Raw genomic sequence first — 16222 nt, forward strand, 5'->3', positions numbered from 1 at the left:
ATGAAACCGGAAAAGTCAAATTTGGAGGCAAGCACGGATATCAATCGAGATCTTCTCACTCCCCTTGAGCAGACGGATTGGACCTATTATCTTTTTATTGCCGTGCTCGCGAGTGCCGTGCTCGTTGGAGCTGGGGCATGGACGTATCAAATTCAAAACGGAATAGGACAAACCAATCTTCATCGACCGATATTTTGGGGTTCTTATATCGGGTCTTTTGTATATTGGATCGGCGTCAGCCATTCCGGAACCTTTATTTCCGGTGTATTACGTCTGACCAACGCTGAATGGCGTCGGCCAGTCACACGAATGGCTGAACTCATGACCATCATTTCTGTCATAATTGCAGCCCTGTTCGTGTTTGTGCACCTGGGAAGAGTATGGCTATTTTACTATCTGATTCCTTATCCGAACCAACGAGAAATATGGCCAAATTTTCGATCACCACTCATGTGGGATGCCACGGCGATTTTCACCTATGCGACGGCGAGTAGTATCTATCTTTATTTACCCTTAATTCCAGATTTTGCCTTGCTTCGCGAACGAATTCATGGTTGGAGAAAAAATGTGTATCGGGTCTTAGCGATGGGATGGCATGGGTCCCAACGTCAATGGCAGAACTTAGAAACGGCGATTAAAATTATCACACCCCTCATTGTCATGGTGATGATTTCGGTCCATTCAATTGTTGGATGGGATTTTGGAGTCTCACTCGTTCCCGGTTGGCATTCCACGATTTTTGCTCCGTACTTTGTCGTTGGCGCCGTGCATTCCGGCTTAGCGATGGTCATCATCGGACTGTACGTTCTTCGAAAGATCTATCGGTTACACGAGTACGTACGAGTTGAGCATTTTGAAAAACTGGCGAAACTCTTAGTGGTGACGACACTGTTATTGGCCTATCTCTATTTTGCCGAACAGCTCACCATCTGGTATGGCAATATCCCTGACCATCGATCGGTCCAACAATCGCTTTTGACCGGGACGTTTGCCTTCCCTTTTTGGACGATGATGCTTTGTGTGTATCTCGTGCCATTATGTACGCTCACCATACCTCAATTTCGACGCTGGCCTCTTGGGTTAATGATCGTGGGGGTCTTGATCAATATTGGCATGTACATCGAACGGCTCCTCATCATGGTGCCTCCACTCGTTCATCCTCGTTTATCGTTTCAGTGGAGCCATTATTTTCCCTCTGTTGTGGAATTGACCATTCTGGTTGGCGCATTGTCTCTCGCCGTGCTGTTGTATTGCCTGGCGATTAAATTCGTTCCAGTGATTTCCATTTGGGAAGAAAAAATTGGGAGGATACATGCCGCACCCCATTCCTCATCGTGACCCAACGATGCTCTTTGCGTTATTCAAGTCTGAAACGACGCTTCCACCTCTCATCGAGCAATTGCGCCGACTCGGACTCTCTGATGATCGAATGGACATCCTGTCCTCTAGACCAATTCAGCCAGCTCTCCTTCGATCATCAAACCGGTTGCCCTTGCATCGCATGACGATTCTTGCCGGCGTTCTAGGGCTGGCCTCGGGTCTTGTTCTGGCTGGAGGGACAGCCATGCTCTATCCGATCCAGACAGGAGCACAACCCATCGTCGCATTTCCAGTCCTCGGCATTATTGCATTTGAAATCATGATGCTCGGGGCCATTGTCTGCACATTTCTGATCATGGTCAAACGCATTGTGGGTATTCATCAATCCTCAAAGTTCACACATGATGCTCGAATCGATGACGGAATGATTGGGGTGTCTATTCAGATATTACCATCACAAACCAGCGTGTCTCAGGTTCATCATCTGCTCTCGCAGGCCGGTGCCCATGAAATTCAAATATTGATGCCTTCCAACAATTTCAGCGTGGTTCGAGAGGTGGGTGCATGAATCGGCTTCCGGTATTCATATTGATGACGTGCTGCTGGCTTGGAAGGGTGGGAGGACTCGTGGGAACCGTCGTGTTGATGGCGTGCTCTCAGGAAATGGAATCACAACCTTCTTTTTCTTACCAGGAAGCCCCACGAAGACAGTCTCCTCCAGATAGCATCGCACGATCGTCGGCAACGTCTGGCGCTCAATTGCAGCCGCCGCAGGATGAACAGGGAAGTCGTCTTTTTGCGGTGAATTGCCGCCACTGTCATGGATCTCATGGCGATGGTGATGGACCTGTCGCAGGTTATCTTCAGCAACTCCCCGTCAATCTTCATGCCCCCTCTGTTCAAAGCAAATCGCCGGAAGAACTCTTTTTGGTAATCACTCAAGGACTGGATGTCATGCCTGCGTTTAAACCGTATTTATCGTCACAGGAACGATGGGCATTGGTCAATTTTGTCCATTCTTTGAATCATCAAACGACGGGGCAGCCGACGCCATAATGCGATCTTTGAAGCACCTTCATGATTCTTCTAAGGAATTGTTCTAAACGATGTCAGATTTTCACCTGGCCATTGGAATTTTCAGCCTAGCCCACATTGCCATTGCCGGATTAGGGGTAGGGTTTATGGTTTTAACGCCTTGTGCGGAATTTCTTGGACGTACATATTCAAGCTTTACTCAACTTGCTCATTCGTTAACCAAATTTACCGTGGTGACGTATACCGTCAGCATTGTCCTGGCTGTCTTCATGCTTGAATTATTTATAGGATTGTATCCATTGACAAATTCATGGATTTTCAATCAATTCCGCATCCCTATTGCTATCGCGCTTTTCGCGTTTTTCCTCCAACTCCTATGTCTGTATGCCTACTATCATTTCTGGGATGTCATTCGTGCCAAAAGCGTATCTCTTCACATTTTCCTTATTGGGTTCGCCGTTGGGTTCATTCTTATTTGGGTTGGAATCCTGGATGGAATTGGATCATTTATGCTCACACCCGTGACAGAAGAAGGCGGATGGGCCAAGCTCATGAATCCAACGTGGCTGCCGCTCGTTATCCATCGATTTTTCGGCAACCTTGTCATGGCAGGCTATGTCTTAGCTGGCTATGCGGCCTGGCAGTTGGGAAGACATGCAGATTCAAATCATACACCATATCTGGAGACGATGTATAAGACCGGATTCACTGTTGGTCTGTGCACGTTAGTTGTTCAACCGGCAACCGGCATAATATATGCCTTGAAAATTCGGGAGATTCAGCCGGAGTTATCTCAACAGCTCTTGCAGGGAATACCACTGGGCTTGGTCGTAGTACAGGTGGGTCTCCTGGCCTTCTTGTATTGGGGGAGTTATGTCATCCTCCAACACAGCCACCGTTCTTCAACATCTCCACGCAGGTCTCTCCTCCTATTCAGTTTCTCCCTCATAGGGTTGATCGCCTGTTCGGCATACCCATTTCTCAGACAATTGCTCACGATGCTGTTGACGATGATCTTGTTGTGGAAAATGTCTGTCACGGTTCCAACTCTGTGGGCCAAGCCGATACCATTTCTTACTTTTGGACGGTCGGTTCGGTATATCACGATCGGCCTTGGAATCGCTTCGATTATCCTCTATCTCTCCATGGGAACCATGCGAGAACTCAGTCGCGGCTCTGACACGGTCTATGGCGTGCTGAAGGAACATCAAGAAATTGAAGCACTACCACAGCAGCTTCATGAGGGATTATGACGCCAGAATCGTTGGAATTATCCATCTTCACGGGACGACTGGTCATCGCCGTTACGGCCTTAACCCATAGTCTGTTGGCGACGTTTATTGTTGGAGCGTCTCTTATCGGTGCCGTCACGGCAACGTTGCATATCCTGACAGGTCGCACTTGGTATCGGCGCTTGGCCCATATGATCGCCTTTGCGCTCGTGTTGACGACCGCCACGATATCATTCTTTGGTGTCCTCTTCGTCATCGCGCTGAATGTATTCTGGCCTCGTTTTTGGCATCAGTTGTTCCAGGTGATGTTTTGGCTGTTTCTTCTCGAAGCGGCTTTGTTTTTATGTGAAGCGTTTTTTGCCTATGCCTGGTTTTATCTTTGGCAATGGGGAGAATCAGGATGGCGACGACTGGTCCACCTCTCCTTTATCTGGATAGCCGCTGGCTCATCGTTAGCTGCCATGTTTCTCATTGATGTGACCGCATCCTACATGGTTACGCCTGTCCCTCTAGACTCTGGATGGGAAAATATTTTCAATCCGACAATGATTCACCTTGATCTGCACCGGTGGTTTGGCAACCTCACCTGGGCTGGATTTGCTATGAGTGGAATCTGTGCCATTGGGCTCTATCGTGTTCAGAACTCTCAGGATTATGCCTTCTATTTGAAAGCCGGAACCTATTGTTTTGCCATTGGATTTGGAGCACTCTTGCTCATGCCGATTATCGGTTATCAGTACATGCTTCATCTTCGCTATGGGCAGCCTCAGGCCTTTTATGCGATTATGTTGGGTGAGCGTTCTTGGTTATTTGGTCTGATCGGATTGACCTATGGTCTGTTGATCCTTTTGGGATCCTTCTATCTCACACTCTTGATTCGTAAGACTGTTCCGTCATCGTCTTCGTTCTTTACGTATATCGTCATGTCCCTTTTCACCATCATTCTGGCCACTGCGGTATTAGCGTTGCCCTACAACCTTTCTCATCATCCACTTCTCCAAGAATTGGTGACTCAGCGCACATTTTCACTCGGGAAGATGCAGCCCTACAAATATTATGCTCTTGCAGCATTGGTCATATTTGGTCTACTGAACGCGATCTATGCAATTCGTTTCTGCACGACTTCCTTTTCAGAAATCGTGGAACACGCACTACGCCAACGCTCACGGATGCTGCCTTCCCTGTTATTGACACTCGCAAGCTTGACCATTGTGATTTTTTTGGCCATGGGATGGGTTCGGGAGTCGGCACGAGCCGTCAATGGATATTTAATTTATGGGGCGATGACCATCAATGATGAACAGCCCACCTATGGACTTGACGATAACAGCAGTAAGATTAATGAATGAAAATAGTCTCGGAGAGCAGTAAAGAAATTTATTAAAAGGAGTGAACGATGAACGTGAACTGTTGGATAAAGAACCTTTGGCTCGCAAGTGTGACCGTCGTTCTTGTGTTGGGTATGTGGGAGATTGGCCTCCACGGGTCCACAGCAAAAGCTCAGGATTCCTCGTCAACCAAGCAACAAGAAAAAGTCGTTTCAGGAGTACTGAAGAAATGGGACCTCAAAGAACAACAAGGAATGATTGTGACAGATTTAGGGGAGCCGGTCTTTTTTGATATCCCACAGGTCAATAGGATGACAAAGCTCAGCCAAGGACAACAGGTCACGGCAAAATTCGATTTACAGGGTAATCTGATCACCATTATCGAAACGCCGGTCCCTGAGTTAAAACATCCACTTCATTAGCACGTAAATATACTTAGCACATGGTCAGTAGGCCTGTATTATGAAGTCAATGAGAAGTCATCATCTGCTCCACCTTGAGACTGACCGATAGATGGCATTAACGGTCGTTGATTCATTTTGACAACCTGTATTCATCTTACAATACAACAAAATATTAGAGCGATCGAAACAAAAACTTCAATGATTAGATGAATATTTACATCCACACGCACCAATATTGTCTAGGGGGAGACCCATAGACTTTTTGCTTGCGTCACTGCATAATGGCTTAGGTATCATTTCATAATATTTGATTTACTATGAATTCAAGGTTCAGATGAACAAAGCTCGAGTTCTTTTAGCCGAAGACCACGTACTGGTCAGTGAAGGTTTGACGAAATTGCTGGAAAAAGACTTTACCTTGGTGGGGACAGTTGTTGACGGCCGTGCGTTAATTCAAGCGGTCAAAACACTCACTCCAGATATTGCCGTTATTGATATTTCATTACCATTATTAAACGGGCTGGAAGCCGCACGACAGATAAAAAAGTACGAGCCTCAAACCAAGATAGTCTTCTTAACCATGCATGCTGAAGATGAATTTATCAAAGAGGCCTTTAATACTGGCGGATCTGGATATATTCTAAAGAGTTCGGCAACCGCAGAACTGGTGTTTGCCCTCAATGAAGTTCATCGAGGCAATACTTATATTTCACCCTCTATCGCGAAAACCGTGTTGTCACAAAATATCAATACCAATGCAGTGCCTTCGAAAAATCATGAGACAGACAGGAAAAACCTCACCCCCAGACAGATGGAAGTACTCCAATTAATCGCTGAAGGAAAATCTAATAAAGATATTGCCGTGATATTGAACTTAGCCGTGAAGACCGTGGAATTTCATAAATCGCGAATCATGTTGGAGCTTGGTCTCAAAACCACATCAGAACTGACTAAGTACGCTATTTCAAATGGCATAATTTCCGTTGATATAAGCTGAACGTCTCACCTGCTGTTTCATCTCACACCTTTGTGACGTTTGCTTTCCAATGAAGGCTAAATTCACTTCCATTAGACCTTTACGATGTAGAGGCAATGCCTTTCATGATGGCGTATTTGGTCAGATCCGCTTTAGTTTTTAGGCCTAAGGCTTGGATAATTTGTGTTTTATGATACGCGACGGTACTGAGAGATATCTTGAGTAGATCGGCAATATCCTTTGATGACAAGCCTTGTGCCACCAACCTCAAAACTTCTTCCTGTCTTTCGGTCAAACGACCAGAGAGTTCTGTGCCAGGCATACCATCATTGCGAGCGAGTACCTGGTCTCGAACTTCTTCTGAAATCAAGGGAGAGATGTATGTTTTATGTGAGAGAACATCTTGAATCGCTGCTAACAATTCATTACCTGCAGTTTGTTTGGGAATATACCCATCCCCCCCACTTCGAAACGCTTCCATAATATATGTGGGTTCTAAATGCATCGAAACAAAAATAATTTTCAAAGTTGGGAACGCCTTCTTCAAACTTCGTGCGATATCATATCCATTGCCATCGGGCATTGAAATATCTAACAACATCACATCAGGCTTCTTCTGCTGAACTTCACTCACTAAATGCGTTGTCTCCTGGGCTAGCCCAACCACGTCATGATAGGGCTCAAGCAGTGACTTACAACTCTCTAAAACGAGAATATGATCGTCAACAAGAAATATTCGTCCTCGTTTATCAATAGCCATGAAACAGCAATAAGACCGTGTGAACGTAGCTTCCAATCAGGCATTCAACAACTCCTTCGTCGCTAAAACCTGACTGAAGGTACAACATTTTTTCCCTGTAATAGCTGGTTATCGTTACATTTCAAACATTCATGCACTGACCCAATACTTAAAAGAAGAGACATTGATGTTGCCTACAACTTTTTACATGGCAGGGAACAACAACCTCCTAGATTCATTTTTTATTACACATTACATCGACCTCGACCCCTATTACCATTTTTGTTTATCGGCACATACTTCTCATGCGGTGAGGGTTAAGAATGTCAGTCCTACTTTTGCTGAATTTTTAAATTTTTCCAGTCAGCGCCAAAACGAGAACGATTAATAAGACAAGACCCAACCCGCCGCTGGGACCATAGCCCCACGATGCACTATGTGGCCATGTCGGCAGTACCCCAATTAATAAAAGAATTAAAACTATGAGTAAGACTGTAGACATACATCACTTCCTTTTTTAGTAAAATAGAGGATTGTAAAATTTCGGACCGCAGAAGTGTCATGAAACTTTTCTTAATAATGTTTTCATAACTTGCCCGTATTTCTCATCCACACAGGTCATCATAGGACCCTTCTTATAGAGTGAGGATGTGAGTTATGTCTTCTTGATCAACGCACTACTCCGAATCATGGATTCTTTCAACTAGGCGCGATGGTCATTCACAGCCTCCCATCACCTCTTTATATATAAATCATCCTAGATTCGTGCCTAAGAGAAACCCTTGGTTATATGTCACATGACCCTTGCTATTCTCCTCTGACGCCTTCCACCTACCGCCAGCATTCTTATATCGAGAGTGGCTGAAAGAGAAGAGAAGTATAAAAATTGGCCTCTATCCTAGTTAAAAGAGACAGACAACGAAAACATGAAGGCTAGATAGGATGATTCTCTTTCGTAATCAACATTCCCGTCGGTATACTTATACGGTTCAAGGTCTTCACTCTTAGCAGACTTTCAACATTTTTCATGTTATTCAACATTCAAAAACAGCCATTGATCGAGTTGATTATAGCGAAACCAAATAACTTTCAGCCGATTCAAATAAACCAACTCAGCGCGAAACACCGCTTCATACGTACGAAAACTAATTGGAACGGCTATAACTCGAACAATTTGAATTTCTAGTCATCGCGTTGAGATTTGACTTATACCCTCCATGGATCATGTATGATGTCATGGGTACCATTCACGTTCATCACTTGTAAGGCCAATCTTCTTTTTTAACTCCACAAGTGAATCGCTGTGACATATGGGGAAATCTTTGAAGCTAGAATTGAGTAACCATCGAGAATCTGAGACTTCTGAAGATGACAGGAAAAACCCCACTAAGGACTCCTCCCGACAATTGAAATTAAAGTCTCTTACGAAAATATCGGATAGTACGACTTCAATTGGAATTGGCATTCTCATCCTGACCATTTTTCTTCTCGATCTGAACATTAAAACAGGAGTGGCGATAGGCATACTCTATGTCGTGCCTATTTTGCTCACACCTTGGCTATCCTATTTACACGCACCATTCCTCCTCGCAGGTATCTGTACCATTCCAGCAATTGCAGGAGTCATCTTGTCACCAGGCATTGACGTGACCCAGTCAGAGGGCACAACGGCATGGAATACCATCATCAATCGTACGATATCCATTTTCATGATATGGGCAACCGCCTTCGTCACCTACCAATACCGTTGCAGCACAGAAACCCAGTTGCGATTAGCATCCATGGTGGAATCCTCTCACGATGCGATCATTGGCCAAACCTTACACGGAAAGGTCACGAGTTGGAACAAGGGAGCAGAGGACATATTTGGATATTCGGAACAAGAAAGCCTTGGACAGCTCATGACCTTTCTCTTTCCTCCGGACTTACTGTCCGAAGAAGATGATATTCTGGACAAACTCCAACACGGACAAAGAATCTCCAACTTTGAAACCATTCGCCGTCGTAAGGATGGGAAAGATATCTATGTGTCGTTAACCATCTCTCCAATTATTGACCGATGGGGTAATTTGATCGGTGGATCAAAAATTGTTCGGGATATTTCTCAACAGAAAAAAATGGAAAATATGTTAGCGATTCAAAATTTGACCATGGTTCAATATACTGATGCACTCAAGCAATCAAATGAAGATCTTTTCCAATTTGCGTATATTGCCTCTCATGATTTACAAGAACCACTTCGAACCATTCACGGATTTACCCAGTTATTAGCAGAACGATACCAAAACCAATTAGACGAGCGAGCGAAGGAATATATTGGCTTCGTGACCGACGGAGCCGCACGTCTACAAATCCTCACGCAAGATCTTTTGAAATATTCGAGGATCCAGTCGCAAGAGGTGAAAAATCTTCCAGTCAATACGAACAATGTCCTCACAATCATTCTGCAGCAACTACAGACAATCATTGAAGAAAAACAAGTACGCATTACCCATACGCCGCTCCCCACCATTTCTACGGATGAAGAACTGTTCCAACGTCTTCTTCAGAATCTTGTCACCAACGCCATCAAATTTCAGGGATCGGATTCGCCACAAATACATATTTCAAGTCGAGAAGATGCGAATGAGTGGGTGTTTATGGTACAGGATAATGGGATTGGAATCGAAGCAGATTTTTTTGAACGAATTTTTCTCCCATTCAAACGACTTCATACCAGAGACGAATATCAAGGGACGGGAATTGGCCTGGCTATCTGCAGGAAAATCGTCGAACGTCAAGGCGGACGTATCTGGGTCGAGTCAGAGGTAGGCAAGGGAAGTACTTTTATATTTTCGATTCCCAAACACTATCAGGAGAAACAATGACGATTCCTATAGAAATTTTATTGGTAGAAGATAGTCCATCTGATGTCCGTCTTACCCAAGAAGCTTTTGAGGCCGCGCGCATCTACAACACGATTCATATCGTACAGGACGGCGTGAGTGCCCTCAAGTTTTTGCGGCAGAAGGTTCCATACGAACATGTCCCTCGGCCGGACCTCATTTTATTGGACTTGAATCTCCCTAAAAAAGATGGGCGTGAAGTGTTGAAAGAAATCAAAAGTGATTCGAGTTTACGACAGATACCACTTGTAATTTTGACCACGTCTTCTGACGAACATGATGTCTTGCAGAGCTATGATCTTCATGCCAATGCGTATCTGGTCAAACCCATTGACGTCAAAAATTTCATTAACATGATTCAATCTCTTGAACAATTCTGGCTTTCCTTCGTTAAACTTCCACCCAAAAATTTTTCATGATGGACGCCAATACATCAACCACGCTTTCCATTCTTTTAGTCGAAGATAATACCCCTGACGCCCGAATGGTGCAGGAACAACTGACACACACCTCAACACCGCATTCTTTTTTAATCACGCATGCTCAGACGCTTCGTGAAGCGTTAACATTTCTTCATACGACGACCTTTCACGCTATCCTCCTGGATTTAAATCTTCCAGAATCCAACGGCATGGAAACACTGAAACAAATCCGGAAGACGAATACGTCAACGCCGATCGTAATTCTCACGGTGAACGAGGATGAACCCTTGGCACTTGAAGCCATTAAGCTCGGGGCTCAGGACTATGTTCCCAAATCGCAACTGACTTCTGGACTCCTGCCGCGCACGTTACATTACGCTATTGAACGTGTCCGAAACGACCACAAGCGCGGAGAGACTGAAAGGATGTACCGGCTCTTTGTTGAAGGAGCCACCGGATTGGCGTTTATCCTTCTAGACGTGAATGGACATATCATCCATTGGAACGAAGGCGCACAACGACTATTTGGCTATTCGGATGAAGAAGCATTGAAGAAATATTTCTCATTTTTATTTCTTCCGGAAGATCAGAACCAGAACCGTCCAGAAGCAGAATTACGCAGAGCTCAGATCGATGAAAAAGGCGATGACGACAATTGGCTCGTCTGTGCAGATGGGACACGATTCTGGGCAAGTGGAGCCGTGACGGCCGTTCGTGACAGCCAAGAACAACTCATCGGGTTCGCGAAAGTCGTTCGAGACAAAACGTTGACAAAAGAAGCCAATGACAAATTGGCTGAACTCAATCGAACTCTGGAAGAACGAGTCAACACACGAACTCAAGAATTAGTCCGATATCAAGATCGATTACGGGTTATGGCATCAGAACTCACTATCACGGAACAACGGGAACGTCGCCGCCTCGCCTCGGACCTGCACGATTACTTGGCACAACTTTTGGTTGCCTGTCGTTTGAAATTAGCCCAGTGTCAATCGCACCAAGAGAAAGAGAGTATACTAAAAACCCTTGGTGAGGCAGACGACCTATTGGATCAATCGTTAACCTACACACGAACCCTGGTCAGCCAAATCAGTCCAACCTGTCTTTATGAATTCGGCCTACAGGCTTCCCTTTCCTGGTTAGGAGATGAGATGAAAAACCAGGGCTTAACGGTTCATGTCAATGATGGAAATAGGACGCTGAACTTTCGAGAGGATCATGCGGTCTTAATTTATCAATCTGTTCGTGAACTGTTATTTAACGTCTTAAAACATTCCGGAGTCAACGAAGCGATATTGACGGTATCTATTCCCAATAACACTCACCTACAGATTGAGGTAAGGGATTCCGGCCGCGGATTTATTCACCACTCAACAGATACTGCGAATCATCCAACAGAAAAATTTGGCATTTTCAGTATTCGGGAACGAATAGAAGCGTTAGGCGGGGATTTCCTCATTACATCGACTCCCGAACATGGAACAAACGTGCGTTTTCAGATTCCACTCGAAACGGAGAAGCAAGAGGAACCACAAGACGATAAACATACGACACCTGACCCGGCTATTTCGCCTCCTCCACATCGCTCCTCTCTATCAGATACCATTCGCATCCTCATCGTCGACGATCACAAAATGGTTCGTGAAGGGTTTCGTTTCATCTTGAATGCTCAAGAAGATTTTGAAGTGGTGGGAGAAGCAGAAAACGGGGAAGACGCCATCCTTCAGAGCCGGTCTCTTCACCCAGACATCATCATTATGGATTTTCAAATGCCCAACATGGATGGATTAGAAGCGACACGCAGAATCATCCGTGAAAAACCGGAAACCATTGTGATTGGCCTATCTGTTTACGATTCAACCGAAGCTGTTCAATGGTTCTTAGACGCAGGAGCGAAGGCGCTGGTCGCAAAAGGTGGACCAGCCGATCACTTAGTGAACACCATTCGTCAATTTGTGCTTTGAAGTCATTCTTGTCAGTAGGCTTTCATCAAAATTTTCCAGAAATCATCATCCTCAACGAACCGATTTCCCGCTCAAACTTCACACCGCGGCCAGTAGACGAACGTCTGTCTTCCCTTAGCCTTCTTCTTGTCAATACAAAAATTTAAACATAATCAATCACAGTCAGTGGATGATGCGGTATAACCCTTGAATTAGGTATTTACACTCAAGGGGTAATGACAGTGGTGTGATTGAGAAAAGCCTTTACAATACCAACGATTCGTCGATTAATGATATTTCGGAATACCGATTCCATAATCCACGGAGGAAAGAGACGATGCATTATAAAATTAGTTGCATTCATCAACAAATCGTTCTCACCATTACTCCAGACGCTATCATTCAGACAAATCATCTTCACCAAACAAAATTATTAATGGAGCATGCGATTTCATCCTCCGTTTCTTTCATAGTTCTAGACTTGCAAGCGTTAGCATCAATTGATTGGATAGGGAGTCGGATCATTTACCAATTAATTCATGAAAGTCAGAAAAATGGTAAAGTTGTTTTCCTTTTGCATACTCAACCTTCTCTTGAAGCAGACCTTCAGGAGAAAGGCATCTTGAACATATCCTACGCAATGAAAACAGAAGAAGAGTTAACTCAGGCCATACGGGAAACATTACACAAACGCAAGGATGTGACGATGTACCCACAGCAAAATGTCACGACCAGCGGGACTCGGAGCGTCTCGCTGTTATAAGGCTCTTCCCATACATGACAGATCCTTTCATAAATAATTGGAATCATCTTCACAGATATAAATCGCCTGCCTCAATCTCCGATGTAACTCTCTTATTCACTCCTAGCAAGAGAGACCACCCTCAAATATTTCACATACGACTGGCATGATCAATCTCTCGTGTCCTCTGTCTCCATGTATGTCTCGGTCACATACATAACCTCCTGAATAAAATCTCTGAGATTTCGCATTCTTTCCATGACAACGTCACCCAGGGCACTCCGCATTTAAAGCAAGGGTAAGTGACAGTACTGCCTGAATGGACTATTGGCTAATCTACCTTCTCACAAGGTGAATATATGTTGCCTGTCACATTGATAACTTCATTAACAGTATACTTTTTGTCGGTAAGGAGGTCCCCTTGAAAACAATCAATCCATCTACCCACATGATGATTCACACTTCTGAAGAATTCACACAATGTGTGCCGGCGAATTTCCCTCACTTTTTGGAACGATCTTCCAAACTCATTCGTCGTATTCTCCAAGATATGGGACAATGGTCAGACAATATGGCACATGAAAAATTGCTTTTACGACTCTCGTTTAATCTCGTTGAAAAATTCATTGAATATTGTCCATCTCAACTACCTTGTCGACCACTTTTGCTTCTCGACGGATATATTTCGAAGTACTTTGGAAGGCCTCAGGAACACAAAGCCCCCTCCACGTCCAATCAGCTGATGTATCGATTTCTTGACGGCTTATTGAATCGAGCTGTCATCAGCCGTGACGCACTCATTGGACTCTTCTACCACCTTTACGGCCTACGACCGCGTGAGGTTCGTATCCTCTTAGGGATAGAAGAGGAGCAAATGCAACGAATTTATAAAAACTTCAGACGATGGAAACAGAAAGGGTGGTACCTCGCCATGGAAGAGGCAGACTTGACCGAAAATGAAATAAAACACCTCCACAATAGTCAAATCAAACACCCGGAAATCTTCAATACCCAAGCCAGAGAAAATCTGGAAATTTTACTGCCGTTTTATCGAAAAAGTGATCCTCCCCACTATCCATGTCTCACCAAAACGAAGTGGAGGGAAGTTTTTACCGAAGGGTATGGCTATGATTATAAAATGTGGCATTTACCATTGTGCCTCACATGCCTACACGAGGTTGCTGGGTTTGGAGATGATTTTTGCCTCCCCACCGATTTGCGCCTCAATCTTCATATTTCGCCCTACTCGGTTAATGAAGAAGAATTGTCTTTTCAGCATTTTAAACGTTCAAAAATTCGCGGCACCTGCACCACGCAACGACATCCTGTTCATTCAAGGCTGCAAGTTGCATGAGAGTATGGAGATGGCTATCGACGAGGAAAGAAGGTGTGATTGGCAAGTCACTTATCTGTCGGATAGCACATAAGCTCTAGGAACGCGTCCTGAAACAATCTTTTGTTCACAGGTTTTTCAAAGGTATAAGAAGCGCCAATCATCTGGGGAAATTTAACCATATTGATATGCGGAGTGTCTCGAGCGGAGAAGGTCGCTATAATGGGAGGATGAGGATCACACGTGGTCACTTCAGATATCATCGATAAGCCATTTTTTTGGATAGAGTAATCAACAACAACAAGATCGATGATTTGATCGTTTAATATTCGCATACCTTCAGGGAGACTCCAGGCCCGCCGTACATCCAACCCGAAACTATCAGGCAACCAGTCAAGCAGTTCATAGAGATTAAGATCAGAACCAAATAGAAGAATAGTGCACATGAATGCCTTTGACAATACAACGATGACTGGATGGCACAAATCTGGGATTTGCTAAGGTTTAATCATTTTACATATCATGCCACGGACCGGAATAATCTTTCCTCAACGGTAAGCGCATGCGGCTGCTTATGACGTTCTCAATACTCATAAAATTGCTTCTACAATCTTTCGTGTGTACAGAAAGACAACTTGAGCACATTGGTGTAGAGCAACATGTTCAGGTTATCGCTTCCGATTCGAGAATATTTCGATTAGAACGTCTAATCGAAAATACAGCTTTACCAATATTGGGGCTTGCCGTAATGCTCGTAGAGACCCACTTCATAGACTTGGTCAATTGGAACTAGTGGATCGTACTCCGGCGACTCTTGAATGGACTCTTTGCTGACATCAACCTCTATCAGTTGCTCTGTCCAATTTATGGATTTTCCCCACATCGGACTGATCAGCACTTTTCTGCCGGCTAACCATTTCGCGGTGTCAACGACAAAATATCGTAACAGCAAATCTGTATCATCAACGATAAAATTGACAACTTTTCCAATTTCACCGTCATTGGCTAATAACGAAAAATCTTTCAGACCGTTTGTGCTCGTCAGAATTCCGGGAAAGACCGACATCTCATTTTCGTTTATTGGGTAATAAGCAGACCAGCGATAGAATGAACAGATCTCTCGTTCTTTTCCCCAAGATAGAGGTTGATTAATTTCAAATTCTGGACTCGCTTTTGCCTGCGCATGACTGACTGACGCAGGATAGGCACTTGTTTCACGCTTTAATGCCGATAAACATTCCTTCGCAATGAGCAAATGCCGACCTTCTAACCAGTTTCCTGTATTGACTGCCACGTACTGAACATTCCAAGTTTGGTCATTGAAGTACACATCTGCCACGGTTCCAATCGTTCCGTCCGTACCCTCCACAACATACGTTTTCATTTTGTTGAAGTCTTGCAACATGCCATGCTCCTTTCCTTGATACCTAAATTGACTATCTCTCCTTCATCGCGTACTAGCAGCACCTATAAAGTGTGTTACGTTTGTCAATACGATTAATAATGAATATCACGGCTGACAGGTTTGGGTGCCTCAGACACGAAAAACATATCAAACCTAAGGGTCGATTCATGGTGTACTATTCTGAGGAATCACGCCAATAGACAAATCAGTCTGCTTAGGAATGGAAATGTCTATGAAGTGCAACGTTAGGGAAAATAAGAAAACATACGAGGTAACATGGATGGTACAAGCCTGTGATGGTAGATTAAAAAGTCGGCAATGCCGTTACTGTGAAATTCTCTGGCTGAAAATATTTTTTGAGGCTGAGCTGGATACGATCGAGGAAAACAATCGGGTAAAACCGGGCGGATAAAATTTCGGCCGGAGAGAATTTCGTTTTAATGATTCTCTCCGGCCAA

At 44.3% G+C, this 16222-nt stretch carries 16 protein-coding genes; 12 read left to right on the forward strand and 4 right to left on the reverse strand.

The features are described from left to right. The 7 genes from nrfD to ACWQXP_RS08585 all read left to right on the forward strand — a co-directional run bounded on the left by nrfD (position 1) and on the right by ACWQXP_RS08585 (position 6316). On the forward strand, positions 1 to 1338 hold the full coding sequence (gene nrfD / locus ACWQXP_RS08555; RefSeq protein WP_454062403.1) for an NrfD/PsrC family molybdoenzyme membrane anchor subunit: 1338 nt from the start codon (positions 1 to 3) through the stop codon (positions 1336 to 1338). Then, complete coding sequence (locus tag ACWQXP_RS08560) at positions 1313 to 1888, forward strand: quinol:electron acceptor oxidoreductase subunit ActD (RefSeq protein ID WP_454062404.1); 576 nt, start codon at positions 1313 to 1315, stop codon at positions 1886 to 1888. Before nrfD ends, ACWQXP_RS08560 begins: the two co-directional genes overlap by 26 nt. Then, entirely contained in the window at positions 1885 to 2376 is a 492-nt protein-coding gene (locus tag ACWQXP_RS08565; RefSeq protein WP_454062405.1) for a c-type cytochrome, read from the forward strand. Before ACWQXP_RS08560 ends, ACWQXP_RS08565 begins: the two co-directional genes overlap by 4 nt. 50 nt (positions 2377 to 2426) lie before the next feature. Further along, positions 2427 to 3608, forward strand: coding sequence for a cytochrome ubiquinol oxidase subunit I (locus tag ACWQXP_RS08570; protein WP_454062406.1), 1182 nt, complete (start codon positions 2427 to 2429; stop codon positions 3606 to 3608). Beyond that, entirely contained in the window at positions 3605 to 4936 is a 1332-nt protein-coding gene (locus ACWQXP_RS08575; RefSeq protein ID WP_454062407.1) for a cytochrome ubiquinol oxidase subunit I, read from the forward strand. Before ACWQXP_RS08570 ends, ACWQXP_RS08575 begins: the two co-directional genes overlap by 4 nt. A gap of 47 nt (positions 4937 to 4983) precedes the next feature. Continuing rightward, on the forward strand, positions 4984 to 5337 hold the full coding sequence (locus ACWQXP_RS08580; RefSeq protein ID WP_454062408.1) for a hypothetical protein: 354 nt from the start codon (positions 4984 to 4986) through the stop codon (positions 5335 to 5337). Between the two features lie 316 nt (positions 5338 to 5653). Further along, the gene (locus ACWQXP_RS08585; RefSeq protein ID WP_454062409.1) at positions 5654 to 6316 is read left to right on the forward strand and encodes a response regulator; all 663 of its coding nucleotides are present in this window, start codon (positions 5654 to 5656) and stop codon (positions 6314 to 6316) included. Between the two features lie 79 nt (positions 6317 to 6395). On the opposite strand, the gene ACWQXP_RS08590 is transcribed toward ACWQXP_RS08585, so the two are convergent. Both ACWQXP_RS08590 and ACWQXP_RS08595 read right to left on the reverse strand, forming a co-directional pair. Further along, positions 6396 to 7055: a response regulator gene (locus ACWQXP_RS08590; RefSeq protein WP_454062410.1), complete on the reverse strand. Its 660-nt coding sequence runs from the start codon at positions 7053 to 7055 to the stop codon at positions 6396 to 6398. Positions 7056 to 7383: 328 nt separating this feature from the next. Next, positions 7384 to 7536, reverse strand: coding sequence for a DUF3309 family protein (locus ACWQXP_RS08595; protein ID WP_454062411.1), 153 nt, complete (start codon positions 7534 to 7536; stop codon positions 7384 to 7386). 820 nt (positions 7537 to 8356) lie between these two features. On the opposite strand from ACWQXP_RS08595, the gene ACWQXP_RS08600 reads away from it, so the two are divergent. The 5 genes from ACWQXP_RS08600 (at position 8357) to ACWQXP_RS08620 (ending at position 14380) form a co-directional block, all read left to right on the forward strand. After that, a complete protein-coding gene (locus tag ACWQXP_RS08600; protein ID WP_454062412.1) occupies positions 8357 to 9901 on the forward strand; it encodes a sensor histidine kinase in 1545 nt (514 codons plus the stop codon). Next, a complete protein-coding gene (locus tag ACWQXP_RS08605) occupies positions 9898 to 10338 on the forward strand; it encodes a response regulator (protein WP_454062413.1) in 441 nt (146 codons plus the stop codon). The genes ACWQXP_RS08600 and ACWQXP_RS08605 overlap by 4 nt, the downstream gene beginning before the upstream one ends. Further along, positions 10335 to 12305, forward strand: a complete 1971-nt coding sequence (locus tag ACWQXP_RS08610; RefSeq protein ID WP_454062414.1) for a response regulator — start codon at positions 10335 to 10337, stop codon at positions 12303 to 12305. The genes ACWQXP_RS08605 and ACWQXP_RS08610 overlap by 4 nt, the downstream gene beginning before the upstream one ends. A gap of 316 nt (positions 12306 to 12621) precedes the next feature. Then, positions 12622 to 13047 carry an STAS domain-containing protein gene (locus ACWQXP_RS08615; RefSeq protein ID WP_454062415.1) on the forward strand — a complete coding sequence of 142 codons (426 nt, stop codon included), beginning with the start codon at positions 12622 to 12624 and terminating at the stop codon, positions 13045 to 13047. Between the two features lie 400 nt (positions 13048 to 13447). Next, complete coding sequence (locus ACWQXP_RS08620) at positions 13448 to 14380, forward strand: hypothetical protein (RefSeq protein ID WP_454062416.1); 933 nt, start codon at positions 13448 to 13450, stop codon at positions 14378 to 14380. Positions 14381 to 14427: 47 nt separating this feature from the next. Here ACWQXP_RS08620 and ACWQXP_RS08625 read toward each other — a convergent pair whose 3' ends face one another. Together ACWQXP_RS08625 and ACWQXP_RS08630 are read right to left on the reverse strand one after the other, a co-directional pair. After that, a complete protein-coding gene (locus tag ACWQXP_RS08625) occupies positions 14428 to 14805 on the reverse strand; it encodes a hypothetical protein (RefSeq protein WP_454062417.1) in 378 nt (125 codons plus the stop codon). Between the two features lie 278 nt (positions 14806 to 15083). After that, entirely contained in the window at positions 15084 to 15764 is a 681-nt protein-coding gene (locus tag ACWQXP_RS08630; protein ID WP_454062418.1) for a PRC-barrel domain-containing protein, read from the reverse strand. Between the last annotated feature and the right edge of the window lie 458 nt (positions 15765 to 16222).

This window comes from Candidatus Nitrospira salsa, assembly GCF_965152625.1.